The organism is Streptomyces sp. NPDC016851, assembly GCF_055562795.1.
In genome coordinates this window covers 28367-55199 of sequence record NZ_JBVHEP010000019.1, presented here as the reverse complement: position 1 = coordinate 55199, position 26833 = coordinate 28367, and the positions used below count along the sequence as shown (strand labels likewise).

Sequence of the window (26833 nt, the reverse complement as noted above, 5' to 3'; positions counted from 1 at the left end):
AGGGGCGCACGGAAGTTGCTACGGGCTCATGGCGTGGATCGCACGATTCCGGAGCATTACGGACCGTGAATCCCAAGCCCGGCCGTCTGAGGGGACCCTGCGCGGTCAGGACGGTCAGGCCCGGGGGTGCGCCGCCCATCACGGCCCCGTTGGCCGGTCACACACCCCCTGACCGGCCAACGGACCCGCACCCGCGTGCACCGAGGGCCCGGCACACGCACGTGCGCTCAGCCACGCGCCCCCAGCAGGTGGTCCATCGCCAGCTGGTCCAGACGCTCGAAGGCCATGCCGCGGGCGGCGGCCGCATCGACGTCGAAGGCCTCGAAGGCCGAGCGGTCGGCGAGCAGGGCCTGGAGCCCGTCCGCGGCGGTGGGCTGGGCCAGTTCGTCCAGGCGGGCCGCGCTCAGGGCCTCCTGGACCTCCGGGTCGGCGCGGAAGGCGGCGGCGCGCTCCTTGAGGATGAGGTAGTTGCGCATGCAGCCGGCCGCCGACGCCCACACCCCGTCGAGGTCCTCGGTCCGCGGAGGCTTGAAGTCGAAGTGCCGCGGGCCGGTGTAGCCGGCCGACTCCAGCAGGTCGACCAGCCAGAACGCGGATCGCAGGTCACCGGCGCCGAAGCGCAGGTCCTGGTCGTACTTGATGCCGGACTGGCCGTTGAGGTCGATGTGGAAGAGCTTGCCCGCCCACAGCGCCTGCGCGATGCCGTGCGGGAAGTTCAGCCCGGCCATCTGCTCGTGTCCGACCTCGGGGTTGACGCCGTACAGCTCCGGACGCTCCAGGCGCTCGATGAACGCCAGGGCGTGTCCGACCGTGGGCAGCAGGATGTCGCCGCGCGGCTCGTTCGGCTTGGGCTCGATGGCGAAGCGCAGGTCGTAGCCCTGGGAGGTGACGTACTCGCCGAGCAGGTCGAAGGCCTCCTTCATCCGGTCCAGGGCGGCGCGGACGTCCTTGGCGGCGCCCGACTCGGCACCTTCCCGGCCGCCCCAGGCCACGTACACCTGGGCGCCGAGCTCCACGGCGAGGTCGATGTTGCGGATGGTCTTGCGCAGCGCGTAACGGCGCACGTCACGGTCGTTGGCCGTGAAGGCGCCGTCCTTGAAGACCGGGTGCGTGAAGAGGTTGGTGGTGGCCATCGGGACCTTCATGCCCGTGGCGTCCAGCGCCTGCCGGAAGCGCTTGATGTGGGCCTCGCGCTCGGTGTCGCTCGAGCCGAACGGGATCAGGTCGTCGTCGTGGAAGGTGACGCCGTGGGCGCCGAGCTCGGCCAGTCGCTGCACCGTCTCGACCGGGTCGAGGGCACGCCGCGTGGCGTCGCCGAAGGGGTCACGTCCCTGCCAGCCGACGGTCCACAAGCCGAAGGTGAACCTGTCCTCGGGGGTGGGCTGGTAGCTCATGCCGCGGCTCCTTGCTCGCTGAGGCTATTTCGTCATGCCGATTTACAAATTAGTATGCGAGCACCTTCCTGGGAAGAGACAAGGTGTCTCGGGACGAGAGCAAAGGGAGAAACCCGATGTCAGCAGCCGAGGGTCCGCTCGTCGTCGGCGTGGACTCGTCCACCCAGTCCACCAAGGCGCTGGTCGTCGACGCGTCGACCGGACGGGTCGTCGCGAGCGGCCAGGCGCCGCACACGGTCTCTTCCGGGGCCGGCCGCGAAAGCGATCCGCGTCAGTGGTGGGACGCGCTGTGCGAGGCCCTGCGCCAGTGCGGCGACGCGGCGCACGAGGCCGCCGCGGTGTCGGTCGGCGGCCAGCAGCACGGCCTGGTCACGCTGGACGAGCGGGGCGAGCCGGTGCGGCCCGCCCTGCTGTGGAACGACGTGCGCTCGGCACCGCAGGCACGCAGACTGACGGAGGAACTGGGCGGGGCGAAGTTCTGGGCCGAGCGCACCGGACTCGTCCCCGCCGCCTCCTTCACGGTCACCAAGTGGGCCTGGCTGGCCGAGCACGAGCCGGAGGCGGCGCGCGCCACCAAGGCCGTGCGCCTCCCCCACGACTACCTGACCGAGCGGCTCACCGGGCAGGGCACGACCGACCGCGGCGACGTCTCGGGGACGGGCTGGTGGGCCTCCGGTACGGAAGGCTACGACGAGGAGATCCTGGCGCACGTGGGGCTCGACCCCGCCCTGCTGCCCCGTGTGGTCCGGCCCGGCGAGGTGGCGGGCACGGTGCGCGACAGCCATGATCTGCCGTTCTCCAAGGGCACGCTGGTCGCGCCCGGCACCGGCGACAACGCCGCAGCGGCGCTGGGCCTCGGAGTGCGTCCGGGCACGCCGGTGATGAGCCTCGGCACCTCGGGCACGGTGTACGCGGTGTCGCAGCGGCGGCCCGCCGACCCGAGCGGCACGGTGGCCGGTTTCGCCGACGCCCGCGGTGACTGGCTGCCGCTGGCCTGCACCTTGAACTGCACGCTCGCCGTCGACCGCGTGGCGACGCTGCTGGGCCTGGACCGCGAGGCGGTCGAACCCGGCACGGCCGTCACGCTGCTGCCCTTCCTGGACGGCGAACGCACCCCGAACCTGCCGAACGCTTCCGGGCTGCTGCACGGCCTGCGCCACGACACGACCGCCGGGCAGCTGCTCCAGGCCGCCTACGACGGTGCCGTGCACTCGCTGCTCGGCGCGCTCGACCTGGTCCTCGACGAGGACGCGGACCCCTCGGCGCCCCTGCTGCTGATCGGCGGCGGTGCCCGGGGCACGGCCTGGCAGCAGACCGTTCTGCGGCTGTCGGGGCGTCCCGTGCAGGTGCCCGAGGCGAAGGAACTGGTGGCGCTCGGCGCCGCCGCTCAGGCGGCCGGTGTGCTGACCGGGGAGGACCCCGCGGCGGTCGCCCGGCGCTGGAACACCGCGGCCGGGCCGGTGCTCGACCCGGTCGAGCGGGACGAGGAGACGCTGGCCAGGATCGCCGGGGTACTCTCCGACGCGGCCCCGCTGCTGGAGCGGCCCACGGACACCCACTGAGGACTGGCGTCAGGCATGACCGCACCACTGCACGAGGCCCGTCCGGCCGGGCCGGGACGCGCCCTGCCCGACACCCAGCAGGGCATGCGCCGCCGCAATCTCGCCCGGGTCCTGCACGCCGTCCGGGCCGAGGGGCCGCTGTCGCGGGCCGCTGTCGCCTCGCGGATCGGCCTGACCCGGGCGGCGGTCTCGACGCTCGTCGACGAACTGATCCGCTCGGGGCTGCTGGAGGAGCTGGGGCCCGAGCGGCCCGGCCGGGTGGGCCGCCCCGGCTCCGCGCTCGCGCTGAGCGGACGCGGCCCGGCGGGGATCGGCGCGGAGGTCGGCGTCGACCATCTCGCGGTCTGTGCCGTGGACCTGCGCGGCCGGACCCGGTCGCGGGCGATACGCCAGGGCGCGAACCGCGGCCGCTCCCCGGGGCCCGTGCTGGCCGAACTCACCGAACTCATCCGCCGGGTCGTCGCCGAGGCGGAGGGCGAGGGTCTGTGGCCGGCCGGTCTCGCCGTGGCCGTGCCCGGTCTGGTGGCGCGTGACGCCCGGACCGTCGTACGCGCCCCGAACCTCGACTGGCACGACACGGACCTCGGCGACCTGCTGCCGGCGGACCTTCCGCTGACGGTGGACAACGAGGCCAACTTCGGCGCGCTCGCCGAACTCTGGCTGGGCAACGCCACGCCGCGCGACTTCCTGCACGTGTCGGCGGAGATCGGCATCGGCGCGGCCGTCGTCGTGGACGGCGTACTGCTGCGCGGAACCCGCGGTTTCGCGGGCGAGTTGGGGCACGTGCCGGTCCAGCCGGACGGCCCGGAGTGCGCGTGCGGCGGGCGCGGGTGCCTGGAGCAGTACGCCGGCGAGGAGGCGGTGCTGCGCGCGGCCGGTCTGGAGCCGGACGAGGACCGGGTCGGGCTGCTGGCGGGGCGCGCGGCGGAGGGCGACGAAGACGTACGCCGCGCCCTGCGCGACGCGGGCACCGCGCTCGGGGTCGCCCTGACCGGGGCGGTCAACCTGCTCGACCCGGAGAGCGTGGTGCTGGGCGGGGAACTGTCCGGGCTGGCGCCGTGGCTGCTGCCGTCGTTGCGGGACGAGCTGGCACGCCGCACGGCGGGTCCGGCCTGTCCCGTCTCCGTGTCCCGGCTGGGTCCGCAGGGACCGCTGCTGGGCGCCGCGCACTCGGTCGTGCGGGCGGTGCTGGACGATCCGGCCACCGTTGCCGAGCGGGCCTGAAAGGCCCCGACCTCTACGCGAGACCGGTTCAGGGGCCCCCGTCAATCACCCGACCGGGTGAGCGAGTTGTCCACATCCCCGCGTCCCTCCACCGAAAAGCATCGCGTCCTTCGGACCGACCGGCAGGCGCCGTAACTTGATCGCACGGGCCGCGACCACACCGGCCGCCGCCCCCACAAGTCGAGCAAGAGACACCCGCCGTCGAGCCCGGGAGGCACCCACTCATGGAACGGACGACCCCCTTCCCCAGCAGGCGAGGCATCCTCAAGGGCGCCGCCGCCCTCACCGCCGTCCCCACCGCCCTGTTCCCCGACACACGGGCCGACGCCCTGCCCCAGGTCGTCGACCACCCCGGAGCCGCGTGGCATCCGGCGAGCCGCCACAACTACACGCCGTCGAACCGCCCCCGCGCCCATCCCCTGCACTACGTGGTCATCCACGTCGCGCAGACGACCTACTCAGGCACCCTGTCCGTCTTCCGGAACCCCAGGAAGAAGGTGTCCGCGCACTACGTGGTGCGCTCGTCCGACGGGCACGTGGCGCAGTGCGTGCGCGAGGCCGACATCGCGTGGCACGCGGGGAACTGGGACTACAACACCCGCAGCATCGGCATCGAGCACGAGGGCTGGGTGGACCAGCCCAAGTACTTCACCGACGCCATGTACGAGCGGTCGGCCCGGCTCACCGCCGCGATCTGCGCGAGGTACGACATCCCCAGGAACCGGGCACACATCATCGGCCACCACGAGGTGCCGGGCAGCGACCACACCGATCCGGGCCGCCACTGGGACTGGAAGCGCTACATGAGACTGGTCGACAACTCGCCCTGAGACCAGCCCGTTTCCCCACCCCTCCCCCGGGCCCCCACCTCACGTCCCGGTTACAAAACACTCAACCTCTGGTTGCGGCACGGTAAGCACGCGACGATGGGACCATGACCCTGGCCCAGCGCGCCCTGGAGCGTTTGCAGGCCTGGCCCGACCTGATGGCGGGCCCGGCGAGTTGCGGTACCGGACGAGCGCTCCGTTCCGTCCGTGACGAGATCGTCCACTTCCATTCGACGCGGGACGTGGACCTCCACCTCACCCGCCGGGCCATCCAGCGCTTCCATTACGACCTCGCCGGTTCCAGCGCCATCCACCTGGTTCCCGGATCGGGCTGGGTGACGGTCCACCTCGACTGCGAGGCGGACGTCGACCTGCTGCTGAGCCTGGTGAGCATCGCCCTCAAGGCCCACCAGACCCGGCCCGCCGGGGAGGAGCAGCGGCTCGCCGGGTGCAACTTCCACCGTGTCACGGTCCTTCCGCGCGACGCCGCGGCGGGCGGCTGAGCCGTGGTGACCCGACCGGAGGCCGTCAACGCCGAGGCCTGGCGCACGTACGGAGCGCACCACCTGAGGCGGGGCACGGTGCTGCCCGAGGTGGCGCGGATCGACTGGGGGTTCGAGGGCGGCGGGCCGGGGATCGAGGTGCTCGGGGAGCTGACGGGCCGGCGCGTGCTGGACCTCGGGTGCGGTCCGGCGCGGCACGCCGCACATCTGGTCCGTGCTCACGGCGCGCTGGTGGACGCCGTCGACTCCTCGGCCGGGCAGTTGGAACGGGCGCGCGCCCGCTACGGCTCCCTGCCGGGGCTGAGCCTGGTCCTGGGCGACGCGGTGGAGCATCTGCGCTCGGCGGAGCCGTACGACGTCATCTACTCGGTCAACGCCGTGCCGTACATCGACCCACACCGGCTGCTGCCCGCCCTGGCCGCGGCGCTCAAGCCGGGCGGCAGGCTCTGCTTCACCGTGCTGCACACCAACTCGCACGGTGACGGACCGTCGGACGAGGTCATCGCCCGGCCGGAGATCCTGCGGCTGGCCGGGGGCGGGGACGTCACGGTCCAGATGTGGGTCCTCGACCCGGAGCTCTGGACGGCCCTGCTCGCCGAGCACGGGCTGCGCGTGGAGCAGGTCGACGTCCTCGACACGCCGCAGGCCGGCAACCACGCGTCGTACCGGCTCTTCCGGGTGACACGGCCCGTCCGGGTCTCCTCCCGGCCGCGCACCGCCAAGCCGCCGAGGGCCCACGCCACGCTCGGGGTCGGCGCCATCGTGCACGGGCCCCGGGGGCTGCTCCTGGGCCGGCACCGGCACGGGACGTGGGAGCTGCCCGGCGGGACGGTGGAGCCCGGGGAGTCACTGCGGGAGACGGTCGTGCGCGAACTGGGCGAGGAGACGGGCCTCGACGCCCGGCCCGAGGACGTCCGGCTCCTCGGGACGCTCCTCGACGACGCCGGGGGTCTCGTACGGGTGACCGTGGCCGCCCGGGTCACCGCCTGGCGGGGAGAGCCGTCGGACCGGCCCGGGGAGAGCGTGGGCCGCTGGCGCTGGTTCGCCCTGGACCGGCTCCCGGAGGAGCTGTTCGTGTGCAGCGCGCAGGCCCTCACCGCCTGGCGGCCGGGCCTGCCGATCGACCACGCGCCCGCCCACTTCACGCCGTACGGCACCGGAACGGGCGACGGCTGAAGCACCCAGAGGGGTGCGTTTTTTCAGCCGTTCCCGTGGAGTCGGCGCTCGGCCACCCCGCCGGCCCCCGTGGTCTGGTGCACTGCCCCTGAGGATCCGGTGAGTTGACGAGGCATCAGGGGGCACGGTGGCAGGTCGTCGCAGAAGACGGGGAGCAGGCAGAGCGGTACTGGCGTTCGTCACGGCGTTCGGCGCGCTGACCGGGGCGGCCCTGGCGGGGGCGGCTCCGGCCGGCGCCGTCCACAAGGGCGTGCGGGTCGCGCCGGGGGTCACGTACGAGGAGTTCGACATCAAGGCCGCCAAGGGGGTGACGCACGCGCATGTGCTGAAGGTCGACCTGGGCCATCCGCAGGTACGGGTCGATCTGCTGTACCCCGGGGCCGTGGCCTCGCGCGCGCAGGTCTCGCGGATGGCCGACGCCCAGGGGGCGGTCGCCGGGGTCAACGGCGACTTCTTCAACATCACCGAGTCGCAGCATCCGGGCGTCGAGGTGACCGGCGCGAGCGTGGGCCCGGCGATCGCGGCCGGGCGGACGCTCAAGGCGGCCGTGCCGAACGGACAGCGTTTCGGCCCGGCGCTGCCGCCCGGCACGAGCACCGAGGACGTGTTCGGTGTCGGCAGCGACGGGGTGGCGCGGCTGGACCGGCTGGCCCTGGACGGCTCGGTCCGCACGGCCGAGACGCAGCTGCCGCTGGGCGGGCTCAACCAGTACGCGCTGCCGGTGGGTTCCGTCGGCGCGTTCACCTCCGACTGGGGCAGCGTCTCCCGCGTGCGCGCCACGTGCGGCACGGACACGGACCGGGCCGCGCCCTGCAGTACGGACACGTACGAGGTGACGGTCCGCGACGGCAAGGTCGTGTCGGCCGCCGACACACCCGGCAGCGGTTCCATCGCCGCGGGCACCACCGTGCTGGTCGGCCGGGAGGCGGGCGCCCAGCAGTTGCGGAAACTGTCCGCCGGCGAAGCGGTAGAGGTCGAGCACCGTCTCGTGGCGGCCACGGACGGCGCCGCCTACCGCCTCGCCCTCGGCGGCTACCCGGTTCTCACGGGCGGCCGGCCGCTGCCGGGGCTGGACGACACGACGTCGGCCGTCCGTACGGCCGTGGGCATCGCCGACGGCGGACGGCGCGTGCTGCTGTTCGCGCTGGACGGCGCCGCCGCCTACCGCAGCGGCCTGACGATCGCCGAAGTGGCCGACGCCCTGCGGAAGCTGGGCTCGGACGACGCCTTCAGCCTGGACGGCGGCGGGTCGTCGACGCTGGTCGCCCGGAAGGCGGGCGCGAGCAGCGTCTCGGTGCGCAACCACCCCAGCGGCGGTGCCGAACGCGCCGTCGCGAACGGCATCGGCGTGTTCTCCGGGCCGTGACGTCAGGGCCGCAGACTGCTGACGATGTCCGCCGTCGCCGTGAGGCCGCTGTGGATGGTGGGGGCGACGCTGGTGCTGGCCAGGTAGAAGCCGAGCAGCAGGCAGACCAGCGCGTGGGAGACCTTCAGCCCGCCGTTGCGCAGGAAGATCACCGCCAGGACCAAGAGCAGCAGCACCACAGAGATGGAAATGGCCATCGTCAACTCCTCCGCCACGCCGCCATGTCCGGTTCACGGCGTTCGGCCGTAAGTGTGGCGTAGCGGAGGGTTCATCCGGGCTGCTGACCTGTCCGCCGAACGTGTGGTGTCCCCTGGATCCCCGACGGGCCTACGCCGCCCGCCGGGCGTCCAGGAACGCCTCCAGTCCGGCGAGGTCGTCGGTGTTGAGGTGGTCGACTCCGGCGGCGAGCAGTTCGCCCCACAGCGCCTCCCGGGCGGGCCCGGGAAGGTCCGGGGTCGCCCAGAACCGCACCTTCTGCCCCCGGCGGTGCGCGGCCCGGACGATACTCCGCAGCTTCTCCCGCTCGGCGTCCGGGAACGCGCCCACGCCCTGCCAGGTGAAGTTGAGCGTCCAGTTGTCACTGATCAGCGGTATGAGGGAGGCCGGCGCCGGGCCGCCGAGGTCGGCGAGCCGGCCGTCGTAGAAGGCGCGCCGGACCGTTTGGGCCTCCATGGGGGCGCGGGCCGCGCGGTCGCCGGAGACGACGACGGTGACCGGGCCGGGGAGGACCCGGCCGTGGGCGTAGGTCGTGAACAGGTGCCGGTAGCGCCCGAGCCGGCGGTCGAGTTCGAGGTACGTCGACGAGCCCTCGGTCTTGATGTCGACGAGCAGCTGCAGCGACCCGCGGTACCCCCGGTACACGCGGCCGTGGTTGGCCCGTACGCGCGCGACGAGCGGGTCGAGGTAGAGGGACTCCAGCGTGCGGGCCGGGTCGAGGTCCTCCGGGTCGTGGGCGACGAGGAGTTGGTCGCCGACCAGGTAGATGTCGGCCTCGACGCTGCCGAAGCGGTGGTCGAGGGCGTCGAGCAGGGGTCGCGGATGCTCGTAGTCGTTGTGGGCGTGGGCCCGCCACAACGGGCGGGGCCCGTGCCGCCGTTCACCGGCGAGGGCGTCGGTGCCGGGGAGGGCGACCGAGCCCGCCAGGGCGGCGCCGAGGGTGGTGAGGGCTCTGCGACGGGTGGTGAGGTCCATGCTCTGCCTCCCTGGGAGTGCCGTACGGGAACCCTGCGAGTATGGGGTTCGCGCAGGGTCAAGGAGCAGGGCCTTGCGGGGAGTTGGCCGGAGTGCCGTCGTGCGTTCACTTCGGCGGAGCAGGGCACACGGCAAAGCCCGCCCCTGGTGGGACGGGCTTTGCTCCGGCGTCGACGAGACGTTGACCAGGCGCCGGCCAGGTATATGTCAGGGGGCCTGGAGGTCGACCAGTGCGGCCAGGGCCTCCCGGTGGGCGCCGGCCGTGCCGTAGGCGATCGAGTCGGCCTTCGCACGCTTCAGGTACAGGTGCACCGGGTGCTCCCACGTCATGCCGATGCCGCCGTGCAGTTGCAGCGCCTCCTCGGCGGCGTGGACGGCCACGGGCGCCGCGCAGGCCTGGGCGACGGTGACCGCCACGTCGACGTCCTGGCCGGTCGACAGGGCGTCGGCGGCATTGCGGGCGGCCGCGCGGAGGCCCGCGACTTCCAGCCACAGCTGGGCCAGCCGGTGCTTGAGCGCCTGGAAGCCGCCGACGGGCCGGTTGAACTGCTTGCGGTCCTTGAGGTAGCGGACGGTCTCCGTCAGCGTCCAGTCGGCCAGTCCGAGCTGTTCGGAGGCGAGCAGCCCGGCTCCGGCGCGCAGGGCCCGGCGTACGGCGGGCTCGGCGTCCCCCAGCAGGCGGCCCGGCGCTCCGTCGAGGGTGATGGTCGCGAGCGGCCGGGTCAGGTCCAGGGAGGTCTGGGGCGTGACGGTCGCGGCGGTGGCGTCGACCGCGTAGAGGCCGCCGTCGTCGGCGGGCACGAGCAGCACGTCGGCGACGGCCGCGTCCGCGATGCCGGTCAGTTCGCCGTGCAGCAGGCCGTTCTCGTGCCGGACGACCTTGTAGGCGGTGCCCGGTGCGACGCTGAGGGCGACCGCGAGGGCTCCGATCAACGTCCCGGAGGCGAGCTCGGTGAGCAGGTCGTCGGTGCCGCAGGACAGCAGCGCCTCGGTGGCGACGACCGCGCTCGTGAGGTACGGGACGGGGGCGACCGCACGCCCCAGCTCCTCCAGCACCACGGCGGCTTCCCGGTGCGTGGCACCCTGGCCGTCCAGTTCCTCGGGCACCAGCAGGCCGGCGAGACCCATGCCGTCGGTGAGGGCCTTCCACAGCGCCAGGTTGTGCGGAGTGTCCGTCTCGACGCGGGCGATCACGCCCGGGGCGTCGCAGTGGTCGCCGAGCAGGTCGCGGACAGCGGCGCGCAGCGCCTCTTCCTCTTCCGAGTACAACAGGTCGCTCATCGGGCGAGGTCCTTCCAGGCGACGTCCTTGTCGGTGCGCGGTTCGGCGGGCAGGCCGAGGACGCGCTCGGCGACGATGTTCAGCAGGACCTCGCTGGTCCCGCCCTCGATGCTGTTGCCCTTGGAGCGCAGGTAGCGGTAGCCGGCCTCGCGGCCGGTGAAGTCGACCAGCTCCGGGCGGCGCATGGTCCAGTCGTCGTACAGCAGGCCCTCTTCACCGAGGAGTTCCACCTCCAGGCCGCTGATCTCCTGGTTGAGGCGGGCGAAGGCGAGCTTCATGCCGGCGCCCTCGGGTCCGGGCTGGCCGACCACGAGCTGCTGGCGCAGCCGCTCGCCGGTGAGCCGGGCGACCTCGGCGTCGACCCAGAGCTTCAGCAGGCGCTGGTGCAGGTCGTGGGTGCGCAACTCGGGCCGCTCGCGCCAGGTCTTCGAGACCGGGCCGATCATGCCGCCCTCGCGGGGCAGCCGCATGCCGCCGATGGCGACGCGCTCGTTGTTCAGGGTCATCTGCGCGACCCGCCAGCCGTCACCGACCTCGCCGAGGCGACGGGAGTCCGGGATGCGGACGTCGGTGAGGAACACCTCGTTGAACTCGGCCTCGCCGGTGATCTGCCGCAGTGGCCGGACCTCGACTCCCGGGTCGGTCATGTCGCAGACGAAGTACGTGATGCCCCGGTGCTTGGGCACGTCCGGGTCGGTGCGGGCGATGAGGATCGCCCAGCGGGCCACGTGGGCGCTGGACGTCCAGACCTTCTGCCCGTTGACGACCCAGCCTCCCCCACTCTCGGCTTCGCTCGAGCGGGAGGTGCCCCCAGCCTCCCGGACGGCCCGGGTGCCCAGCGCGGCCAGGTCGGACCCGGCACCCGGCTCGCTGAACAGCTGGCACCAGACCTCCTCCCCCGTCCACAGAGGCCTCAGGTACCGCCGCTTCTGCTCCTCGGTGCCGTAGGCCAGGATCGTCGGCGCGGCCATCCCGAGGCCGATGCCGATGCGCCGCGGGTCGTTGTCGGGCGCCCCGGCCGCCTCCAGCTCGGCGTCCACGACGGCCTGGAGGGACCGGGGAGCGCCGAGTCCGCCGAGGCTCTCCGGGTAGTGCACCCAGGCCAGTCCGGCGTCGAAGCGGGCCCGCAGGAAGTCCAGGCGGTCGGTCGAGGCCGGCGGGTGAGCGGCCAGCAACTCCTGCGTGCGACGGCGCAGTTCCTCGGCGCTGGTCGCACCGCGCTGCTCTCCGCTGGTCATGCTGCCTCCTCCACGACGACGGCGATCCGGCCGGTGGTCAGGCCGTCCGCGACCTTCTGCACGGCGGCGGCTGCCCCGCCGAGCGGCACGCGCTCGCTCACCAGCGGCTTGATCGCACCCCGGGCGGCCAGCTCGGTGAGCTGCTCGTGGCAGTGCTGGACCAGCTTCGGGTTCTTGGTGTTGTACAGGCCCCAGTGCAGGCCGAGGATCGAGTAGTTCTTCACCAGGGCGTGGTTCAGCCCCGGGCTGGGGATCGTGCCGCTGGCGAAGCCGACGACCACGATGCGCCCCTCGAAGGCGACGACCTTGGCGGACTGGGCGTAGGCCTCGCCGCCGACCGGGTCGTAGATCACGTCGGCGCCGCGGCCGCCGGTGGCCTCCTTGACGGCGGCGACGACGTCCTCGGAGCGCCGGTCGATCACGACGTCGCAGCCCAGCTCGCGGGCGACGGCCGCCTTCCCGGAGCCGCCGACGACACCGATGACGGTGGCGCCGGCGGCCTTCCCGAGCTGCACGGCCGCGCTGCCGACCCCTCCAGCGGCAGCGTGGACGAGCAGGGTCTCGCCGGCCTCGAGACCGGCCCGGCGGTGCAGACCGAACCAGCCGGTCTGGTAGCCGATGTGCAGGGCCGCGGCCTCCGCGTCGTCCAGGGCGTCCGGCGCGGGCAGGAGGGCGGCGGAGTCCGCGACGGCGTACTCGGCGAAGCCGCCGTACGGCAGCGCCGGGTTGGCGATCACCCGGCGGCCGTCCTCGGTCTCGCCGCAGATCTCCACGCCCGGGGTGAAGGGCAGCGGCGGCCTGACCTGGTACTGGCCCCGGCACAGGAGGGCGTCGGGGAAGTTGATGTTCGCGGCGCGCACCTTCAGCAGGACCTGGCCGTCGGCGGGCGTGGGCGGTGCCACGTCTTCCAGCCGCATCACCTCACCCGGCTCGCCGTTCTCGTGCACTTGCCATGCCTGCATGCGGGGCCTCCACGGGACTGCGTCGACTGCGTCGTCTGACCGGGGTCGGTTCGCATACTAAGCGGTCGCTTGACGATCTGGGAACCGTCGGAGGGCCGGGGAAACCGTCGGACGCGTCACTTCCGCTTCGGCCGCGCCCGCACATGCATCCGCTCCCCCTGCGGCCCGAACAGGCTGAGGAACTCCACGGGCCCCTCCCCCGTCGACCCGAACCAGTGCGGCACCCGGGTGTCGAACTCAGCGGCCTCCCCCGCCGTGAGCACCACGTCGTGCTCGCCCAGCACCAGGCGCAGCTTGCCGGACAGCACGTACAGCCACTCGTAGCCCTCGTGCGTGCGCGGCTCCGGTTCCTGCCGGCGCTGGGGTTCCAGCACCTTGTAGGCCTGGAGGCCGCCGGGCTGGCGGGTGAGCGGCCAGTGGGTGCGGCCGAACATCTCGATCGGCGTCGACCGCACCCGCGGGTCACCGGCCGACGGCGCTCCGACCAGATCGTCCAGGGCCACCTGGTGGGCCCGGGCGATCGGCAGCAGCAGCTCCAGGCTGGGTTTGCGCAGACCGGACTCCAGGCGCGACAGGGTGCTGACGGAGATGCCGGTGGTCTCGGAGAGCGCCGCCAGCGTCACCTCCCGCTCCTTGCGCATCTGCCGCAGCCGGGGGCCGACACCCGCGAGTACCTCGTCCGTAGTCATGGTGGTATTGCAGATTCGGCAAACAGGTTTGTCAATACCGTGGCAGTGGAGCGACTCTCGGCAGTGGAGGTGGTCACCATGACCGAGAGGTACGCAGTCGTGGTCGTCGGCGGTGGTACGGCGGGTCTGTCCGCGGCTCTGGTGCTGGGCCGGGCCCGGCACCGCACGCTGGTCGTCGACGCGGGGGAACCGCGCAACGCGCCCGCCGCGCACATGCAGGGCTATCTGTCGCGTGACGGGATGCCGCCCGCCGAGTTCCTCGCCGTCGGCCGGGAGGAGATCGCGCGCTACGGCGTGGAGCTCGTGCGGGACCGGGTGGTGGAGGTGGAGAGGGGCGAGGACTTCGTCGTGGTGCTGGCCGGCGGGCGGACCGTGCGGGCCCGGCGGCTGGTGATCGCGACCGGGCTGAAGGACGAGTTGCCGGCGGTCCCCGGGGTCGCCGAGCGGTTCGGCCGGGACGTGCTGCACTGCCCGTTCTGCCACGGCTGGGAGGTGCGCGACCAGCCGTTCGGGGTGCTGGCGACGAGTCCGGCGAGCGTGCACCAGGCGCTGATCGTGTCCCAGTGGTCGAAGGACGTGCGGTTCTTCCTGCACACGGTCGCCGAGGAGGAGCTGTCCGACCAGGACCTGCGCCGGCTGGCAGCGGCCGGGGTGGACGTGGTGCCCGGCGAGGTCGCGGAACTGGTGGTCGAGGACGACCGGCTCACCGGCGTCCGGCTCGCTGGTGGTTCCCCCTCTGAGGGAGGTACGACACACGCCCGCTCCGTACTGTTCGTCGCCCCGCGCCCCGTCCCGCAGACCGGCCTGCTGGAGCGGCTCGGCGCCGAGCTGCACGAGACGCCGTTCGGCGCGTACCCGGTGGTCGACCCGACCGGGCTGACGACCGTGCCCGGCGTGTGGGCCGCGGGCAACGCGATCGGCTTCGCCGAGCAGGTCGTGCACGCGGCGAGCGGCGGCTACCGGGCGGCGTCCGCGATCGTCGGGGATCTGCTGATGACCGACCTCGACGCGGCTGTCCAGGAGTAGGGGTGCCCGTCCGGGTGTAGAGGCGGCCCCTCCGGTGCACCATGGCTGCATGCTGCTGCACCGGCTGGCCCGAGTGTCCCAGGAGGTCGCCGCCACTTCGGCGCGGTCCCGGAAGACGGCCCTGCTCGCGGAGCTCTTCCGGGACGCCGAGGCCGACGACGTGCCGATCGTCATCCCGTACCTGGCCGGACGGCTGCCGCAGGGCCGGATCGGCGTCGGCTGGAAGGTGCTGAGCCGCCCGGTCGCCCCCGCCGCCGAGCCGGGACTGACCGTGCGGGACGTGGACGCCCGGCTGTCGGAGCTGGCCAAGGTGTCCGGCCCCGGCTCCCAGGCGGAACGGGCCCGGCTGGTCGGGGAGTTGATGGGCGCTGCCACCGAGGACGAGCAGCGGTTCCTGGTCGGGCTGCTCACCGGCGAGGTGCGGCAGGGCGCGCTGGACGCGGTCGCGGTCGAGGGACTGGCCCAGGCGACCGAAGCGCCCCCGGCCGACGTACGGCGAGCCGTGATGCTCGCCGGCTCCCTCCAGACGGTGGCCGAGGCGCTGCTCACGGACGGCCCCGCCGCCCTGGACCGCTTCCGCCTCACCGTCGGCCGCCCGGTCTGGCCGATGCTCGCGCACAGCGCCTCCTCGGTCGCCGAGGCGGTGGACAAGCTCGGCGCCTGCGCGGTCGAGGAGAAGCTGGACGGCATCCGCGTCCAGGTGCACCGGGACGGCGACACGGTACGGCTCTACACCCGCACCCTCGACGACATCACCGACCGCCTGCCGGAAGTGACGGCCGCCGCGATGGAGTTGCGGGGCGAGCGGTTCATCCTGGACGGCGAGGTGATCTCCTTCGACGAGGGCGGCCGCCCCCGCTCGTTCCAGGAGACGGCCGGCCGCGTCGGCTCGCGCACGGACGTGGCGACGGCGGCCCGCGCGGTGCCGGTCTCCCCCGTCTTCTTCGACGCGCTGTCCGTCGACGGCCACGACCTGCTCGACCTGCCGTTCGCCGAGCGGCACGCCGAGCTGGCCCGACTGGTCCCCGAGCCGATGCGGGTGCGCCGCACGACGGTGTCCGGCCCGGACGACCTGCACACGGCGGAGGAGTTCCTCGCCGAGACCCTGAAACGCGGCCACGAGGGTGTCGTCGCCAAGGCGCTCGACGCCGCCTACAGCGCGGGCCGGCGCGGCGCGTCCTGGCTCAAGGTCAAACCCGTCCACACCCTCGACCTGGTCGTCCTGGCCGCCGAATGGGGCCACGGCCGCCGCACCGGAAAGCTCTCCAACCTCCATCTGGGCGCCCGCACCGCCGACGGCGGCCTCGCCATGCTCGGCAAGACCTTCAAGGGCATGACCGACGCGATGCTCACCTGGCAGACCGAACGGCTCCGGCAGCTCGCCGTCGACGACAACGGCCACGTCGTGACCGTACGCCCGGAACTCGTCGTCGAGATCGCCTACGACGGCCTGCAGCGCTCCACCCGCTACCCGGCCGGCGTCACTCTGCGCTTCGCCCGTGTGATCCGCTACCGGGAGGACAAGCGCCCCGAGGACGCCGACACGGTGGAGACCCTGCTGGCCGCACACCCGGAGGTGAGCCCGTGAAGCGCAGTGCCGGCCTGCTGCTCTTCCACCACACCGACAACGGCCTCGACGTGCTGCTCGGCCACATGGGCGGCCCGTTCTTCGCCCGGCGCGACGCGGGCGCGTGGAGCATCCCCAAGGGCGAGTACGAGCCCGACGAGTCGGCCTGGGCTGCGGCCCGGCGCGAGTTCGAGGAGGAACTGGGGCTGCCCCCGCCCGACGGGGAGGCCCTCCCCCTGGGCGAGGTCCGGCAGACCAACGGCAAGATCGTCACGGCCTGGGCGATCGAGGCGGACCTCGACCCGGCGACGATCGCGCCCGGCACGTTCCGGATGGAGTGGCCGCCGAGGTCGGGACAGCTCCAGGAGTTCCCCGAGCTGGACCGGGTGGCCTGGTTCGGGCTCGACCGGGCCCGCGAGGTGATCGTCAAGGCGCAGGCGGCGTTTCTCGACCGCCTGGCGGAGCACTCGCCCTGAGGAGACGCTCCCGCGTTGCGGTCAGCTCCGCCGCGCGGGAAGGTCGGACTAAGCCCGCTCCGAGGGAGGTCAGCCATGCCCATCGCAACGGTGAACCCGGCGAACGGCGAGACGCTCAAGACGTACGAGGCCATGGGCGAGGAGGAGATCGAGCGCCGGCTCCAGCTCGCGGAGGCCACGTTCCGCACGTACCGGACGACGACGTTCGACGAGCGCGCCCGGCTGATGAGGAAGGCCGCCGACCTCCTCGAGGAGGACCAGCAGGACATCGCCCGGGTGATGACCACCGAGATGGGCAAGCCGATCCAGCAGGCCCGGGCCGAGGCGGCGAAGTGCGCCAAGGCGATGCGCTGGTACGCCGACCACGCCGAGGAACTGCTCGCCGACGAGGAGCCCTCCGACACCGACGTGAAGGACTCCGGCGCCTCACGGGTGCTCGTGCGCTACCGGCCGCTGGGACCGGTGCTGGCGGTCATGCCGTGGAACTTCCCGCTGTGGCAGGTGGTCCGCTTCGCCGCGCCCGCCCTGATGGCGGGGAACGTGGGCCTGCTCAAGCACGCCTCGAACGTCCCGCAGACCGCCCTCTACCTGGAGGACCTGTTCCACCGTGCGGGCTTCACGGAGGGCTGCTTCCAGACGCTGCTGATCGGCTCCGCCGCGGTCGACGACATCCTGCGCGACGAGCGGGTCAAGGCGGCCACCCTCACCGGCAGCGAGCCCGCGGGCCGCGCGGTCGCCTCCACCGCCTCGGAGATGATCAAGAAGACGGTGCTGGAGCTGGGCGGCAGCGACCCGTTCGTCGTCATGCCCTCCGCCGACATCGACCGGGCCGCGAAGGTCGCGGTGACCGCGCGCGTGCAGAACACCGGGCAGTCCTGCATCGCCGCGAAGCGGTTCATCGTGCACACGGACGTCTACGACGCCTTCGCCCAGCGGTTCGCCGAGGGCATGAAGGCGCTGAAGGTCGGCGACCCCCTGTCCGACGACACCGAAGTCGGGCCGCTCTCCAGCGAGCAGGGTCTGCGCGATCTGGAGGAGCTGGTCGACGACGCGGTGCGCGGCGGTGCGGAGGTTCTGTGCGGTGGCGAACGACCGGAAGGGCCGGGCTGGTACTACGCGCCGACCATCCTCGCCGGCATCGACCGGGAGATGCGCATCCACCGGGAGGAGGCGTTCGGTCCGGTCGCCACGCTGTACCGGGCGGCCGACCTGGACGAGGCCGTACTGATCGCGAACGACTCGCCGTTCGGACTGAGTTCGAACGTGTGGACGCGGGACGAAGCCGAGGTGGACCGGTTCGTGCGGGACCTGGAGGCGGGCGGTGTGTACGTCAACGGCATGACGGCCTCCCATCCGGCGTTCCCGTTCGGTGGAGTGAAGCGGTCCGGGTACGGGCGTGAGCTGTCCGGGCACGGAATCCGGGAGTTCTGCAACATCACGACCGTTTGGCACGGTGCGTGAGTGTTGCGGGGCTACGATCCCGTCTGTGAACCGCGAAGTGACTCTGCCTCTGATCGTCGACGACCGCGGGACCTTGCAGGTGGCTGCGGCCGATGTCAGCAAGCTGTTGCGGACGGTGGGTGGTCGGTGGGTGCGGCTTGTCGAGGCCGGGGAGTCGGGGCTCGACGAGGACACGGTCGCCGCGTTGACGATCGAGCTGGCGAAGCTTGCCGACCGTATTGATGTGGCTTGTATTGCGCACAGCAGTGGGGGTGCGACGTAGTTTTGGCGTGTGCGGGTGGGTGGGGGCTTGGCGCGCAGTTCCCCGCGCCCCTAGGGAACCGCACTCACCGCGTTCCAGAACATCGCCTCGTAGGTCTGCAGTAGGCGCCCGTAGCGGTGCGCGCTCGTCACGTCGAGTCGCCCCCTGTCCAGGCCTGCCTGCACCGCCGCCGTCGCCAGCTCGTCCAGCTCCGGGGACGGCTCCGCGAAGAAGTCGAAGAACGCGCAGGCCTCTTCGGTGAAGCCGTACCGCTCGCGCAACGCGGTGGCGATCGTCGCGCAATACCCGCCCCACGCGGAGAAGTTGGCGGTCAGGGCCAGGACGACGTCCGCCGGTGAGGCGTTGAGGGCCAGCCAGGCCACGTACGCGGGATAGGCCTGGCAGCCGGGCAGCGGCTCGTACGACGCCTGACGCGCCTCGTCCACACCGCACGCACGTGCGAAGACGGTCAGTCGCTCACCGGCCAGCGCCTCGCCCTCCGCGAGTGTCCTGAAGAAGGCCGCCGCCTCCGGGTCGGTCGTCGCGGAGCGTTCCGCCAGGTGCAGGAAGGCCTGGCGGTCCGCGGGGATCACCCAGGTCTGTTCCAGGGCGAGCGCGGCGAGGGTGGGGCGGGGGGCCGTGCCGTCGGCGATCCGGGGGACCAAGGGGTTGGACCGCGGGTCGGGAGCGAGGTCCGCGGTGGTCGTCCGCAGCAGGTCCCGGGCCGGGTGCGTCATCGTGTCCTCCGTCGTGAAGGTGTCGGTACGAGCCTGGCACGGCGTCCCCGATACGGAGTAGTCCCGCGCGAGATCGGCGCCCCACCGGGTGATCGTGGGTGGACCACCCTCTGAGGTGAACCACCTTCTGACCGGGGGGCGAAGGGCCTTCCGGGAGGCGAAAGCAGGCACGGTTCATGGCGACTTTGTGCAGACCCTCGGTGTCCGTTCCAGAGCACGTGATCACGATGGAGGAGACGCTGGAGCTGGCGCGTGAGCGCCACGCCGACCACCCCCAACTGCCGCTGGCCCTCCGGCTCATCGAGAACACCGGTGTGCGCACGCGGCACATCGTGCAGCCCATCGAGGAAACCCTGAAACACCCCGGATTCGAGGAGCGCAACAAGCTCTACGAGGCCGAGGCGAAGGCGCGGGTGCCGGCGGTCATCCAGCGGGCGCTCGACGACGCCGAACTGCTCACCACCGACGTCGACGTGATCATCTACGTGTCGTGCACGGGCTTCATGATGCCCTCGCTCACGGCCTGGCTGATCAACGAGATGGGCTTCGACTCCACCACCCGGCAGCTGCCGATAGCCCAGCTGGGCTGCGCGGCCGGCGGTGCGGCGATCAACCGGGCCCACGACTTCTGCACGGCCTATCCCGAGGCCAACGCGCTGATCGTGGCCTGCGAGTTCTGCTCGCTGTGCTACCAGCCCACCGACATCGGTGTCGGCTCGCTGCTGTCGAACGGCCTGTTCGGTGACGGCATCGCCGCCGCCGTGGTCCGCGGCCGGGGCGGCGAGGGCGTCAGCCTGGAGCGCAACGGTTCGTACCTGATCCCGAAGACCGAGGAATGGATCATGTACGACGTACGGGCCACCGGCTTCCACTTCCTGCTGGACAAGCGGGTGCCCGCCACGATGGAGCCCCTCGCGCCGGCGCTGAAGGACCTGGCCGGTGAGCATGGCTGGGACGCCTCCGACCTGGACTTCTACATAGTCCACGCGGGTGGGCCCCGAATACTCGACGACCTCAGCACCTTCCTCAAGGTCGACCCGCACGCCTTCCGGTTCAGCCGGGCCACGCTCACCGAGTACGGCAACATCGCCAGCGCCGTCGTCCTGGACGCGCTGCGCCGGCTGTTCGACGACGGTGGCGCCCAGCACCGGGCACGCGGGCTGCTCGCCGGGTTCGGTCCCGGCATCACCGCCGAGATGGCCCTGGGCCGCTGGCACCGCGCGGACGAGGCGAAGTGAGATGAGCGAAGAGACGATCACCGAAACGCCGCCCCCGGTCCGGGACTGGCCCGCGCTCGACCTGTCCGGCGCGGACTTCGACCCGGTCCTGCGCGAGCTGATGGACGAGGGCCCGGTCACCCGGATCAAGCTGCCCAACGGGGAGGGCTGGGCCTGGCTGGTCACCCGCTACGACGACGTACGGATGGTGACCAACGACCCGCGCTTCAGCCGTGAGGCCGTCATGGACCGGCAGGTCACCCGGCTGGCCCCGCACTTCATCCCGGCGCGTGGCGCGGTCGGCTTCCTGGACCCGCCGGACCACACCCGGCTGCGCCGCAGCGTCGCCGCGGCGTTCACGGCGCGCGGGGTGGAGCGGGTGCGCGAGCGGTCCCGCCGCATGCTGGCGGAACTGGTCGACGAGATGCTCCAGGACGGTCCCCCGGCCGACCTCACCGATGCCGTGCTCGGTCCGTTCCCCATCGCGGTGATCTGCGAGCTGATGGGCGTCCCGGCCGCCGACCGGCAGGGCATGCACGCCTGGACCCAGCTGATCCTGTCCTCCTCGCACGGCGCCGAACTCAGCGAGAAGGCGAAGCAGGAGATGGGCGCCTACTTCTCCGACCTGATCGGGCTGCGCGAGGGCAGCACCGGCGAGGACGTCACGTCCCTGCTCGGCGCCGCCGTGGGCCGCGGCGAGATCACACTGGAGGAGGCGGTGGGCCTCGCGGTGCTCCTCCAGATCGGCGGCGAGGCGGTCACCAACAACAGCGGCCAGATGTTCTACATCCTGCTGACCCGCCCCGAGCTCGCCGAGCGGCTGCGGGCCGAGCCGGAGATCCGCCCGCGGGCCATCGACGAACTGCTGCGCTGGATCCCGCACCGCAACGCGGTCGGCCTGTCGCGGATCGCCCTGGAGGACGTGGACATCAGGGGGGTCCGGATCCGGTCGGGTGACGCGATCTACGTGTCGTACCTGGCCGCGAACCGCGACCCGGACGTGTTCCCCGACCCGGAGACGATCGACTTCGGCCGGAACCCGAACCCGCACGTGTCCTTCGGCTTCGGCCCGCACTACTGCCCCGGCGGCATGCTGGCCAGGCTGGAGTCGGAGCTGCTGATCGACGCGCTCCTCGACGGCGTGCCCGGACTGCGGCTCGCGGTCCCCGCCGAGGAGGTGCCGTTCAAGAAGGGCGCGCTGATCCGCGGTCCCGAGGCCCTGCCCGTGACGTGGTGAGCCCGCGATGACGGCGACGGAAGGGCTGCTCGTACCGCCGGGCCAGGGCCGGGTCGTGGCGGCCCCCGCCCAGCACGTGACCTTCAAGGTGACCGGCACGCACTCCCGCATGGCCTCCACCTTCGAGGTGGTCGTGCCCCCGGGCTTCGACGTCGGCGCCCATGTGCACACGCGCAGCGAGGAGTTGTTCTACGTGCTCGAAGGCGAGCTGGACGTCCTCGCCTTCGAACCGCGGGTCCGCACCCCGGACAACTGGCGGACGTGGGAGTCGGCTTCGGGCAACCGGGTGGTGCGGGCGACGCCGGGAACGGTGATCGCCGTACCCCCGGGGTGCCCGCACGCTTTCGCCAACCCGACGGACGAGCCCGCGAAGATGTTCTTCCAGGCGAGCCCTCCGCCGGATCACGAGCGCTACTTCGAGGAACTGCTGGAGATCCTCGGCGACGGCGGGCCGCCGGACCACGCGGCCATCGCGGAACTCCGCGCCCGCTACGACATCGAACAGCTGACCCCTCTCCGGCACCGGTGACCCCGGCCCCGCCCCGGACCGGGCTACGGGACCGAGCTACCGGCCCGGCTACCGGATCGTCATGCCCGACAGCGTCCGCGCGATCACCAGGCGCTGGATCTCGCTGGTGCCTTCGAAGATCGTGTAGATCGCGGCGTCCCGGTGCATCCGCTCCACCGGGTACTCCCGCGTGTAGCCGTTGCCGCCCAGGATCTGGACCGCCTGGGCCGTGACCTTTTTGGCCGTCTCGCTCGCGAACAGCTTGGACATCGAACCCTCGGCCGCCGTGAACGGCTTGCCGTTCACGGCCATCCAGGAGGCGCGCCACACCAGGAGCCGGGCCGCGTCGATGGACGTGCGCATGTCCGCGAGCTGGAAGGCCACGCCCTGGTTGTCGATGATCGGCCGCCCGAACTGCTCCCGGGTCTTGGCGTAGTCGAGGGCGACCTCGTACGCGGCCCGGGCGGTGCCGACCGCCATGGCGCCGACCGCCGGACGGGACGCCTCGAACGTGGCCATCGCCGCGTTCTTCACGCGCTCCCCGCCCTGCTTGGCCCTCTCCCGCGCCCGGGCGAGCCGCTCGTCCAGCTTCTCCTTGCCGCCGAGCAGGCAGGAGCCGGGGACGCGCACGTTGTCCAGGACGACCTCGGCGGTGTGCGAGGCGCGGATGCCGTGCTTCTTGAACTTCTGGCCCTGGGACAGGCCCTCGGTTCCCGGCGGGATGATGAAGGAGGCGTGGCCCTTGGAGCCGAGCTCCGCGTCGACGACCGCGACCACGACATGGACGTTGGCGATGCCGCCGTTGGTCGCCCAGGTCTTGGTGCCGTTGAGCACCCACTCGTCCTTGGCCTCGTCGTACACGGCCCGGGTGCGCATGGAGGCCACGTCGGAGCCGGCGTCGGGCTCGGAGGAGCAGAAGGCGGCGACCTTGACGTCATTGGCGTCGCCGTACATCTGCGGGATCCAGGTGCCGATCTGCTCCTCGGTGCCGTTGGCGAGGACTCCGACGGCGGCGAGACCGGTGCCGACGATGGACAGGGCTATGCCCGCGTCGCCCCAGAACAGCTCCTCCATCGCCATGGGGATGCCGAGACCGGTGGGGTCGAAGTACTGCTGGGCGTAGAAGTCCAGGGAATAGATGCCGACCTTGGCGGCCTCCTGGATGACCGGCCAGGGAGTCTCCTCACGCTCGTCCCATTCGGCGGCCGCGGGACGGATCACATCGGCCGCGAAGCCGTGCAGCCAGTCACGGACCTCCTTCTGTTCGTCGTTGAGCTCCATGGTGAACTCGGCCATGTCGGTCCCTCCAGCGGCACACATGCATGTTACTTGCGGTAACACCAGTCTGTTACCGGTGGGTAGTCCGCGTCAACTCCTACCGACCGGTCGGCACCCGTTCGATGTCTGGGGCATCTTTGAGTGTTAGTTTGCGCAGGCGTCATCGAAACAGCACGGGTGGGGAGAGCACATGGACACCACGCAGCGGACCGATCAGCAACGGTCCGCCGACCGCCGACGGCGCGAGCTGCTGGAAGCCGCCGACCGAGTGGTGCTGCGCGACGGTCCGCAGGCCTCGATGAACGCGATCGCGGCGGAGGCCGGCATCACCAAGCCGATCCTCTACCGGCACTTCGGTGACAAGGGCGGACTATACGCCGCCCTCGCCAAACGGCACACGGACGCGCTGCTGGACTCGCTCCGGGCGGCGCTGGACGCTCCCGCGGAGCGGCGGGAGCGGGTCGAGGCGACGCTGGACACGTACCTCGCGGCGATCGAGGCGCGGCCTCAGGTGTACCGGTTCCTGATGCATCCGGCGGAGGGGGGCCAGCCGGGAGATCCGGGGTTCGATGTCGGCAAGCACAGCGCGCCGTTGCTGCGGCGGATGGGGGAGGAACTCGCCCAGGTCATCGAGGAGCGGCTGGATCTCGGGCCGGGTGGGCAGCAGCTGGCGCGGGTGTGGGGGCACGGGATCGTCGGCATGATGCATGCCGCCGGGGACTGGTGGCTGGGGGAACGGCCTTGTTCTCGTGCCGAGTTGGTGCGGAGTCTGGCTGATCTGTTGTGGGGGCGGCTTGCGGCTGCGGGGGACAAAATGGGCGGGCCGGGGTTCTGACCGTCGTCCTTCGGCTGCGGGCCGGTGGGGGTTGTTCGCGCAGTTCCCCGCGCCCCTAAGGTCGGACACCTCACCCGCGCCAAGAAGCCCGGGCCACCTGGCGCAGCAGTCTGCGGTGGCGCCAGCCCTTCAAGTGGTCCGCGTAGATGCGGCCCTCCAGATGGTCGTACTCGTGTTGCAGGCAGCGGGCGAAGAAGCCCGTGCCGTGGATGGTGACCGGCTCTCCGGTCATCGTGAAGCCCTCGACGACCGCGTGGTCGTAACGTTCCGTGGCCGCTTCCAGGCCCGGCAGGGACAGGCAGCCCTCCGGGCCCCGGACCACCACTCCGTCCGCCTCGACCAGGCGCGGGTTGACCAGGTGGCCGAGGTGCCGGACGTCCTCGTCGTCGGGGCAGTCGTAGACGAAGACCCGCAGCGGCTCGCCGATCTGGTTGGCGGCGAGGCCGACGCCCTGGGCGGCGTACATGGTTGCGAACAAGTCCTCGACGAGGCGTGCCAGTTCGGGGCCGAACTCGGTGACCTCCGCGCAGGGTGCGTGCAGCAGGGGGTCTCCGTGCAGGGTGAGGGGTCTCACGTGGCCGTGGGCGCCGGGGATGGGGCTGTTTCGCATGGCGGCAAGAGTAAGGTCCCTGTCATTCCGCGCCTCCCGCACGAGTTCACCACAGTGCCTCGGTTCGGGAGTGCTAATGGATCTCGATAGGCTGAGGTCCACACCACGTGGCCGTCAGGCTTCAAGGCGCGGCGCGTACGCAAGGAGGATCGAGAACTGATGGCAGGCAACTCGGACCCGCTCTCGCCGCGGGCCAAGCTGGCCGTGACCGCGGGCAAGGCGGTCGCGGCGGCATCCCGCGCCGCGGGGCGCGGCAGCGGTTCGGTGATCGGCGGCCGGGTGGCGCTCAAGCTCGACCCCGACCTCCTCGCCCGGCTCGCGCAGAACCTGGACGTGATCCTGGTCTCGGCGACGAACGGCAAGACCACGACCACCCGGCTCATCGCCGAGGCCCTGCGCGCGGCGGGACCGGTCGTCTCCAACGCGCTCGGCGCCAACATGCCGGCCGGCATCACCTCGGCGCTCGCGGGCAGCTCGGACGCCCGGTACGGCGTGATCGAGGTCGACGAGAAGTACCTCGCCGGCGTCGCCCGGGACACCGCGCCGAAGTGCATCGCGCTGCTCAACCTCTCCCGCGACCAGCTCGACCGCGCCGCCGAGACCCGCATGCTCGCCGAGAACTGGCGGGAGGGGCTCGCCGGTTCCAAGGCCGTGGTGGTGGCCAACTGCGACGACCCGCTGGTGGTGTGGGCGGCGTCCTCCTCCCCCAATGTGATCTGGGTCGCCGCCGGGCAGATGTGGAAGGACGACGCCTGGTCCTGCCCGTCGTGCGGTGGCGTGATGCAGCGCCCGGGCGACGACTGGTACTGCGGCGAATGCGGCTTCCGCCGTCCGACGCCGAGCTGGGCGCTCTCCGGCGACCACGTCCTGGACCCGCACGGCTCCGCCTGGCCGATCCACCTCCAGCTGCCCGGCCGCGCCAACAAGGCCAACGCCGCCTCCTCGGCCGCCGTCGCCGCCGTGTTCGGCGTGCCGCCGCAGGTCGCGCTGGAGCGCATGTACCAGGTGCAGGCGGTGGCCGGCCGGTACGACGTCGTCCAGTTCCAGGGCCGTGACCTCAGGCTCCTCCTCGCGAAGAACCCGGCCGGCTGGCTGGAGACGTTCTCCCTGATCGACCCGCCGCCCGCCCCGGTCATCCTGTCCGTGAACGCGCGCTCGGCCGACGGCACCGACACCTCCTGGCTGTGGGACGTCGACTACACGCGTCTGACCGGCCACCCGATCTGCGTCGTCGGCGACCGGCGGCTGGACCTCGCGGTGCGCCTGGAGGTCGCCGACCAGCACTTCCAGGTGTACGAGAACCTCGACCAGGCCGTGGCGGCGTGCCCGCCGGGCCGGATCGAGGTCATCGCCAACTACACGGCGTTCCAGGACCTGCGCCGCCGGGTCGGCAACTGAGCACGAGACGTCAGGGGACTTTTGTGAGCGACAACCAACTGCGGGTCGTCTGGATCTATCCCGACCTGCTCAGCACCTACGGCGACCAGGGCAACGTCCTCGTCGTGCAGCGCCGGGCCCAGCAGCGCGGCCTGGACGTGGCGCGGCTGGACGTGCGCAGCGACCAGGCGATCCCGACCTCCGGCGACATCTACCTGATCGGCGGCGGCGAGGACCGTCCCCAGCGGCTCGCGGCCGAGCGGCTGCGCCGGGACGGCGGACTGACCCGGGCCGTGGAGAACGGCGCCATCGTGTTCTCCGTGTGCGCCGGCTACCAGATCCTCGGCCACGAGTTCATCAACGACCTCGGCCAGCGCGAGCCCGGCCTCGGCCTGCTGGACGTGGTGTCGGTACGCGGCGAGGGCGAGCGGTGCGTCGGTGACGTGCTGGGCGACATCGACCCGCGCCTCGGCCTGCCCCCGCTGACCGGCTTCGAGAACCACCAGGGCGTCACCCACCTCGGCCCCACCGCCCGCCCGCTCGCCCGGGTGCGCTTCGGCAACGGCAACGGCACGGGCGACGGCACGGAGGGCGCGTTCAACGACACCGTCTTCGGCACGTACATGCACGGCCCGGTGCTGGCACGCAACCCGCTGATCGCGGACCTGCTGCTGAAGCTGGCCCTCGACGTCAACGCGCTGCCGCCGACCGACGACCGCTGGTACGAGGCACTGCGCAACGAGCGCATCGCGGCTGCGCAGCAGCCCGCCTAGACCGGCAGCGTGCGTTCAGCACGCGTCAACCTGCTGGCAACAGCCCGTCTGACGGCCCATCCGCACAGGTGAGCGGG

Annotated in this window: 26 protein-coding genes and 1 pseudogene; 17 read left to right on the top strand and 10 right to left on the bottom strand. The window is 72.2% G+C overall.

Annotated features, from left to right (window positions below; all coding sequences use genetic code 11):
• Window positions 1–227 precede the first annotated feature (227 nt).
• Window positions 228–1394, bottom strand: coding sequence for a xylose isomerase (gene xylA / locus ACZ3I3_RS27500; protein WP_467369409.1), 1167 nt, complete (start codon window positions 1392–1394; stop codon window positions 228–230).
• A 116-nt stretch (window positions 1395–1510) separates the two neighbouring features.
• Here xylA and xylB point away from each other — a divergent pair, with 116 nt between their 5' ends.
• From xylB to ACZ3I3_RS27470, 6 genes are all read left to right on the top strand, one after another.
• The gene (xylB, locus tag ACZ3I3_RS27495; protein ID WP_467369407.1) at window positions 1511–2956 is read left to right on the top strand and encodes a xylulokinase; all 1446 of its coding nucleotides are present in this window, start codon (window positions 1511–1513) and stop codon (window positions 2954–2956) included.
• 15 nt (window positions 2957–2971) lie between these two features.
• A complete protein-coding gene (locus tag ACZ3I3_RS27490) occupies window positions 2972–4180 on the top strand; it encodes an ROK family protein (RefSeq protein ID WP_467369406.1) in 1209 nt (402 codons plus the stop codon).
• A gap of 224 nt (window positions 4181–4404) precedes the next feature.
• The gene (locus ACZ3I3_RS27485) at window positions 4405–5010 is read left to right on the top strand and encodes an N-acetylmuramoyl-L-alanine amidase (RefSeq protein ID WP_467369404.1); all 606 of its coding nucleotides are present in this window, start codon (window positions 4405–4407) and stop codon (window positions 5008–5010) included.
• Window positions 5011–5114: 104 nt separating this feature from the next.
• A complete protein-coding gene (locus ACZ3I3_RS27480; protein WP_467369402.1) occupies window positions 5115–5510 on the top strand; it encodes a luciferase domain-containing protein in 396 nt (131 codons plus the stop codon).
• A 3-nt stretch (window positions 5511–5513) separates the two neighbouring features.
• Window positions 5514–6686 (top strand): bifunctional class I SAM-dependent methyltransferase/NUDIX hydrolase, encoded by a 1173-nt coding sequence (locus ACZ3I3_RS27475; protein ID WP_467369400.1) that lies wholly within the window; start codon window positions 5514–5516, stop codon window positions 6684–6686.
• Between the two features lie 127 nt (window positions 6687–6813).
• The gene (locus tag ACZ3I3_RS27470; RefSeq protein ID WP_467369398.1) at window positions 6814–8052 is read left to right on the top strand and encodes a phosphodiester glycosidase family protein; all 1239 of its coding nucleotides are present in this window, start codon (window positions 6814–6816) and stop codon (window positions 8050–8052) included.
• Window positions 8053–8054: 2 nt separating this feature from the next.
• Here ACZ3I3_RS27470 and ACZ3I3_RS27465 read toward each other — a convergent pair whose 3' ends face one another.
• From ACZ3I3_RS27465 to ACZ3I3_RS27440, 6 genes are all read right to left on the bottom strand, one after another.
• On the bottom strand, window positions 8055–8249 hold the full coding sequence (locus ACZ3I3_RS27465) for a hypothetical protein (RefSeq protein WP_356923735.1): 195 nt from the start codon (window positions 8247–8249) through the stop codon (window positions 8055–8057).
• Between the two features lie 130 nt (window positions 8250–8379).
• Window positions 8380–9243: a phosphatidylinositol-specific phospholipase C/glycerophosphodiester phosphodiesterase family protein gene (locus tag ACZ3I3_RS27460; protein ID WP_467369396.1), complete on the bottom strand. Its 864-nt coding sequence runs from the start codon at window positions 9241–9243 to the stop codon at window positions 8380–8382.
• A 207-nt stretch (window positions 9244–9450) separates the two neighbouring features.
• Window positions 9451–10524: an acyl-CoA dehydrogenase family protein gene (locus tag ACZ3I3_RS27455; RefSeq protein WP_467369394.1), complete on the bottom strand. Its 1074-nt coding sequence runs from the start codon at window positions 10522–10524 to the stop codon at window positions 9451–9453.
• Complete coding sequence (locus tag ACZ3I3_RS27450; RefSeq protein WP_467369392.1) at window positions 10521–11762, bottom strand: acyl-CoA dehydrogenase family protein; 1242 nt, start codon at window positions 11760–11762, stop codon at window positions 10521–10523. The genes ACZ3I3_RS27455 and ACZ3I3_RS27450 overlap by 4 nt, the downstream gene beginning before the upstream one ends.
• Window positions 11759–12724: an NADPH:quinone oxidoreductase family protein gene (locus ACZ3I3_RS27445; RefSeq protein WP_467369390.1), complete on the bottom strand. Its 966-nt coding sequence runs from the start codon at window positions 12722–12724 to the stop codon at window positions 11759–11761. The genes ACZ3I3_RS27450 and ACZ3I3_RS27445 overlap by 4 nt, the downstream gene beginning before the upstream one ends.
• Before the next feature lie 116 nt (window positions 12725–12840).
• Window positions 12841–13413: a helix-turn-helix domain-containing protein gene (locus tag ACZ3I3_RS27440; protein WP_467369388.1), complete on the bottom strand. Its 573-nt coding sequence runs from the start codon at window positions 13411–13413 to the stop codon at window positions 12841–12843.
• Window positions 13414–13491: 78 nt separating this feature from the next.
• On the opposite strand from ACZ3I3_RS27440, the gene ACZ3I3_RS27435 reads away from it, so the two are divergent.
• The 5 genes from ACZ3I3_RS27435 to ACZ3I3_RS27415 all read left to right on the top strand — a co-directional run bounded on the left by ACZ3I3_RS27435 (window position 13492) and on the right by ACZ3I3_RS27415 (window position 18205).
• On the top strand, window positions 13492–14439 hold the full coding sequence (locus ACZ3I3_RS27435; RefSeq protein ID WP_467369386.1) for an NAD(P)/FAD-dependent oxidoreductase: 948 nt from the start codon (window positions 13492–13494) through the stop codon (window positions 14437–14439).
• Window positions 14440–14488: 49 nt separating this feature from the next.
• Window positions 14489–16027: an ATP-dependent DNA ligase gene (locus ACZ3I3_RS27430; protein ID WP_467369384.1), complete on the top strand. Its 1539-nt coding sequence runs from the start codon at window positions 14489–14491 to the stop codon at window positions 16025–16027.
• Window positions 16024–16482, top strand: coding sequence for an NUDIX hydrolase (locus tag ACZ3I3_RS27425; RefSeq protein WP_467369382.1), 459 nt, complete (start codon window positions 16024–16026; stop codon window positions 16480–16482). The genes ACZ3I3_RS27430 and ACZ3I3_RS27425 overlap by 4 nt, the downstream gene beginning before the upstream one ends.
• A gap of 75 nt (window positions 16483–16557) precedes the next feature.
• Window positions 16558–17943 (top strand): NADP-dependent succinic semialdehyde dehydrogenase, encoded by a 1386-nt coding sequence (locus ACZ3I3_RS27420; RefSeq protein ID WP_467369381.1) that lies wholly within the window; start codon window positions 16558–16560, stop codon window positions 17941–17943.
• 25 nt (window positions 17944–17968) lie between these two features.
• Window positions 17969–18205 carry a DUF6213 family protein gene (locus ACZ3I3_RS27415; protein ID WP_059417701.1) on the top strand — a complete coding sequence of 79 codons (237 nt, stop codon included), beginning with the start codon at window positions 17969–17971 and terminating at the stop codon, window positions 18203–18205.
• Between the two features lie 50 nt (window positions 18206–18255).
• Here the strand turns inward: ACZ3I3_RS27415 and ACZ3I3_RS27410 are convergent, their stop codons facing one another.
• A complete protein-coding gene (locus tag ACZ3I3_RS27410; protein ID WP_467369380.1) occupies window positions 18256–18921 on the bottom strand; it encodes a thiaminase II/PqqC family protein in 666 nt (221 codons plus the stop codon).
• A gap of 167 nt (window positions 18922–19088) precedes the next feature.
• Here ACZ3I3_RS27410 and ACZ3I3_RS27405 point away from each other — a divergent pair.
• From ACZ3I3_RS27405 to ACZ3I3_RS27395, 3 genes and pseudogenes are all read left to right on the top strand, one after another.
• Window positions 19089–20159 (top strand): annotated as a pseudogene (locus tag ACZ3I3_RS27405) (type III polyketide synthase); the annotation flags it as partial.
• Between the two features lies 1 nt (window position 20160).
• Window positions 20161–21375: a cytochrome P450 gene (locus tag ACZ3I3_RS27400; protein ID WP_467369379.1), complete on the top strand. Its 1215-nt coding sequence runs from the start codon at window positions 20161–20163 to the stop codon at window positions 21373–21375.
• A 7-nt stretch (window positions 21376–21382) separates the two neighbouring features.
• Window positions 21383–21904, top strand: a complete 522-nt coding sequence (locus tag ACZ3I3_RS27395) for a cupin domain-containing protein (RefSeq protein WP_467369378.1) — start codon at window positions 21383–21385, stop codon at window positions 21902–21904.
• A gap of 48 nt (window positions 21905–21952) precedes the next feature.
• On the opposite strand, the gene ACZ3I3_RS27390 is transcribed toward ACZ3I3_RS27395, so the two are convergent.
• The gene (locus tag ACZ3I3_RS27390; RefSeq protein ID WP_467369376.1) at window positions 21953–23179 is read right to left on the bottom strand and encodes an acyl-CoA dehydrogenase family protein; all 1227 of its coding nucleotides are present in this window, start codon (window positions 23177–23179) and stop codon (window positions 21953–21955) included.
• A gap of 172 nt (window positions 23180–23351) precedes the next feature.
• Here ACZ3I3_RS27390 and ACZ3I3_RS27385 point away from each other — a divergent pair, with 172 nt between their 5' ends.
• Window positions 23352–23996 carry a TetR/AcrR family transcriptional regulator gene (locus tag ACZ3I3_RS27385; RefSeq protein WP_356011458.1) on the top strand — a complete coding sequence of 215 codons (645 nt, stop codon included), beginning with the start codon at window positions 23352–23354 and terminating at the stop codon, window positions 23994–23996.
• A gap of 70 nt (window positions 23997–24066) precedes the next feature.
• On the opposite strand, the gene def is transcribed toward ACZ3I3_RS27385, so the two are convergent.
• A complete protein-coding gene (def, locus tag ACZ3I3_RS27380; RefSeq protein WP_467369373.1) occupies window positions 24067–24606 on the bottom strand; it encodes a peptide deformylase in 540 nt (179 codons plus the stop codon).
• A gap of 159 nt (window positions 24607–24765) precedes the next feature.
• Here def and ACZ3I3_RS27375 point away from each other — a divergent pair, with 159 nt between their 5' ends.
• Together ACZ3I3_RS27375 and ACZ3I3_RS27370 are read left to right on the top strand one after the other, a co-directional pair.
• The gene (locus tag ACZ3I3_RS27375; protein WP_086558789.1) at window positions 24766–26004 is read left to right on the top strand and encodes a MurT ligase domain-containing protein; all 1239 of its coding nucleotides are present in this window, start codon (window positions 24766–24768) and stop codon (window positions 26002–26004) included.
• Between the two features lie 23 nt (window positions 26005–26027).
• Window positions 26028–26756, top strand: a complete 729-nt coding sequence (locus tag ACZ3I3_RS27370) for a type 1 glutamine amidotransferase (RefSeq protein ID WP_274814650.1) — start codon at window positions 26028–26030, stop codon at window positions 26754–26756.
• The last annotated feature ends 77 nt before the right edge of the window (window positions 26757–26833 follow it).

What these genes read in the sequence shown, in the direction of transcription:
- xylA (WP_467369409.1), bottom strand. Translation starts at nt 1,394, where the DNA reads ATGAGCTACCAGCCCACCCCCGAGGACAGGTTCACCTTCGGCTTGTGG.
- xylB (WP_467369407.1), top strand. Translation starts at nt 1,511, where the DNA reads ATGTCAGCAGCCGAGGGTCCGCTCGTCGTCGGCGTGGACTCGTCCACC.
- ACZ3I3_RS27490 (WP_467369406.1), top strand. Translation starts at nt 2,972, where the DNA reads ATGACCGCACCACTGCACGAGGCCCGTCCGGCCGGGCCGGGACGCGCC.
- ACZ3I3_RS27485 (WP_467369404.1), top strand. Translation starts at nt 4,405, where the DNA reads ATGGAACGGACGACCCCCTTCCCCAGCAGGCGAGGCATCCTCAAGGGC.
- ACZ3I3_RS27480 (WP_467369402.1), top strand. Translation starts at nt 5,115, where the DNA reads ATGACCCTGGCCCAGCGCGCCCTGGAGCGTTTGCAGGCCTGGCCCGAC.
- ACZ3I3_RS27465 (WP_356923735.1), bottom strand. Translation starts at nt 8,249, where the DNA reads ATGGCCATTTCCATCTCTGTGGTGCTGCTGCTCTTGGTCCTGGCGGTG.
- ACZ3I3_RS27460 (WP_467369396.1), bottom strand. Translation starts at nt 9,243, where the DNA reads ATGGACCTCACCACCCGTCGCAGAGCCCTCACCACCCTCGGCGCCGCC.
- ACZ3I3_RS27455 (WP_467369394.1), bottom strand. Translation starts at nt 10,524, where the DNA reads ATGAGCGACCTGTTGTACTCGGAAGAGGAAGAGGCGCTGCGCGCCGCT.
- ACZ3I3_RS27450 (WP_467369392.1), bottom strand. Translation starts at nt 11,762, where the DNA reads ATGACCAGCGGAGAGCAGCGCGGTGCGACCAGCGCCGAGGAACTGCGC.
- ACZ3I3_RS27445 (WP_467369390.1), bottom strand. Translation starts at nt 12,724, where the DNA reads ATGCAGGCATGGCAAGTGCACGAGAACGGCGAGCCGGGTGAGGTGATG.
- ACZ3I3_RS27440 (WP_467369388.1), bottom strand. Translation starts at nt 13,413, where the DNA reads ATGACTACGGACGAGGTACTCGCGGGTGTCGGCCCCCGGCTGCGGCAG.
- ACZ3I3_RS27435 (WP_467369386.1), top strand. Translation starts at nt 13,492, where the DNA reads ATGACCGAGAGGTACGCAGTCGTGGTCGTCGGCGGTGGTACGGCGGGT.
- ACZ3I3_RS27430 (WP_467369384.1), top strand. Translation starts at nt 14,489, where the DNA reads ATGCTGCTGCACCGGCTGGCCCGAGTGTCCCAGGAGGTCGCCGCCACT.
- ACZ3I3_RS27420 (WP_467369381.1), top strand. Translation starts at nt 16,558, where the DNA reads ATGCCCATCGCAACGGTGAACCCGGCGAACGGCGAGACGCTCAAGACG.
- ACZ3I3_RS27410 (WP_467369380.1), bottom strand. Translation starts at nt 18,921, where the DNA reads ATGACGCACCCGGCCCGGGACCTGCTGCGGACGACCACCGCGGACCTC.
- ACZ3I3_RS27400 (WP_467369379.1), top strand. Translation starts at nt 20,161, where the DNA reads ATGAGCGAAGAGACGATCACCGAAACGCCGCCCCCGGTCCGGGACTGG.
- ACZ3I3_RS27395 (WP_467369378.1), top strand. Translation starts at nt 21,383, where the DNA reads ATGACGGCGACGGAAGGGCTGCTCGTACCGCCGGGCCAGGGCCGGGTC.
- ACZ3I3_RS27390 (WP_467369376.1), bottom strand. Translation starts at nt 23,179, where the DNA reads ATGGCCGAGTTCACCATGGAGCTCAACGACGAACAGAAGGAGGTCCGT.
- ACZ3I3_RS27385 (WP_356011458.1), top strand. Translation starts at nt 23,352, where the DNA reads ATGGACACCACGCAGCGGACCGATCAGCAACGGTCCGCCGACCGCCGA.
- def (WP_467369373.1), bottom strand. Translation starts at nt 24,606, where the DNA reads ATGCGAAACAGCCCCATCCCCGGCGCCCACGGCCACGTGAGACCCCTC.
- ACZ3I3_RS27375 (WP_086558789.1), top strand. Translation starts at nt 24,766, where the DNA reads ATGGCAGGCAACTCGGACCCGCTCTCGCCGCGGGCCAAGCTGGCCGTG.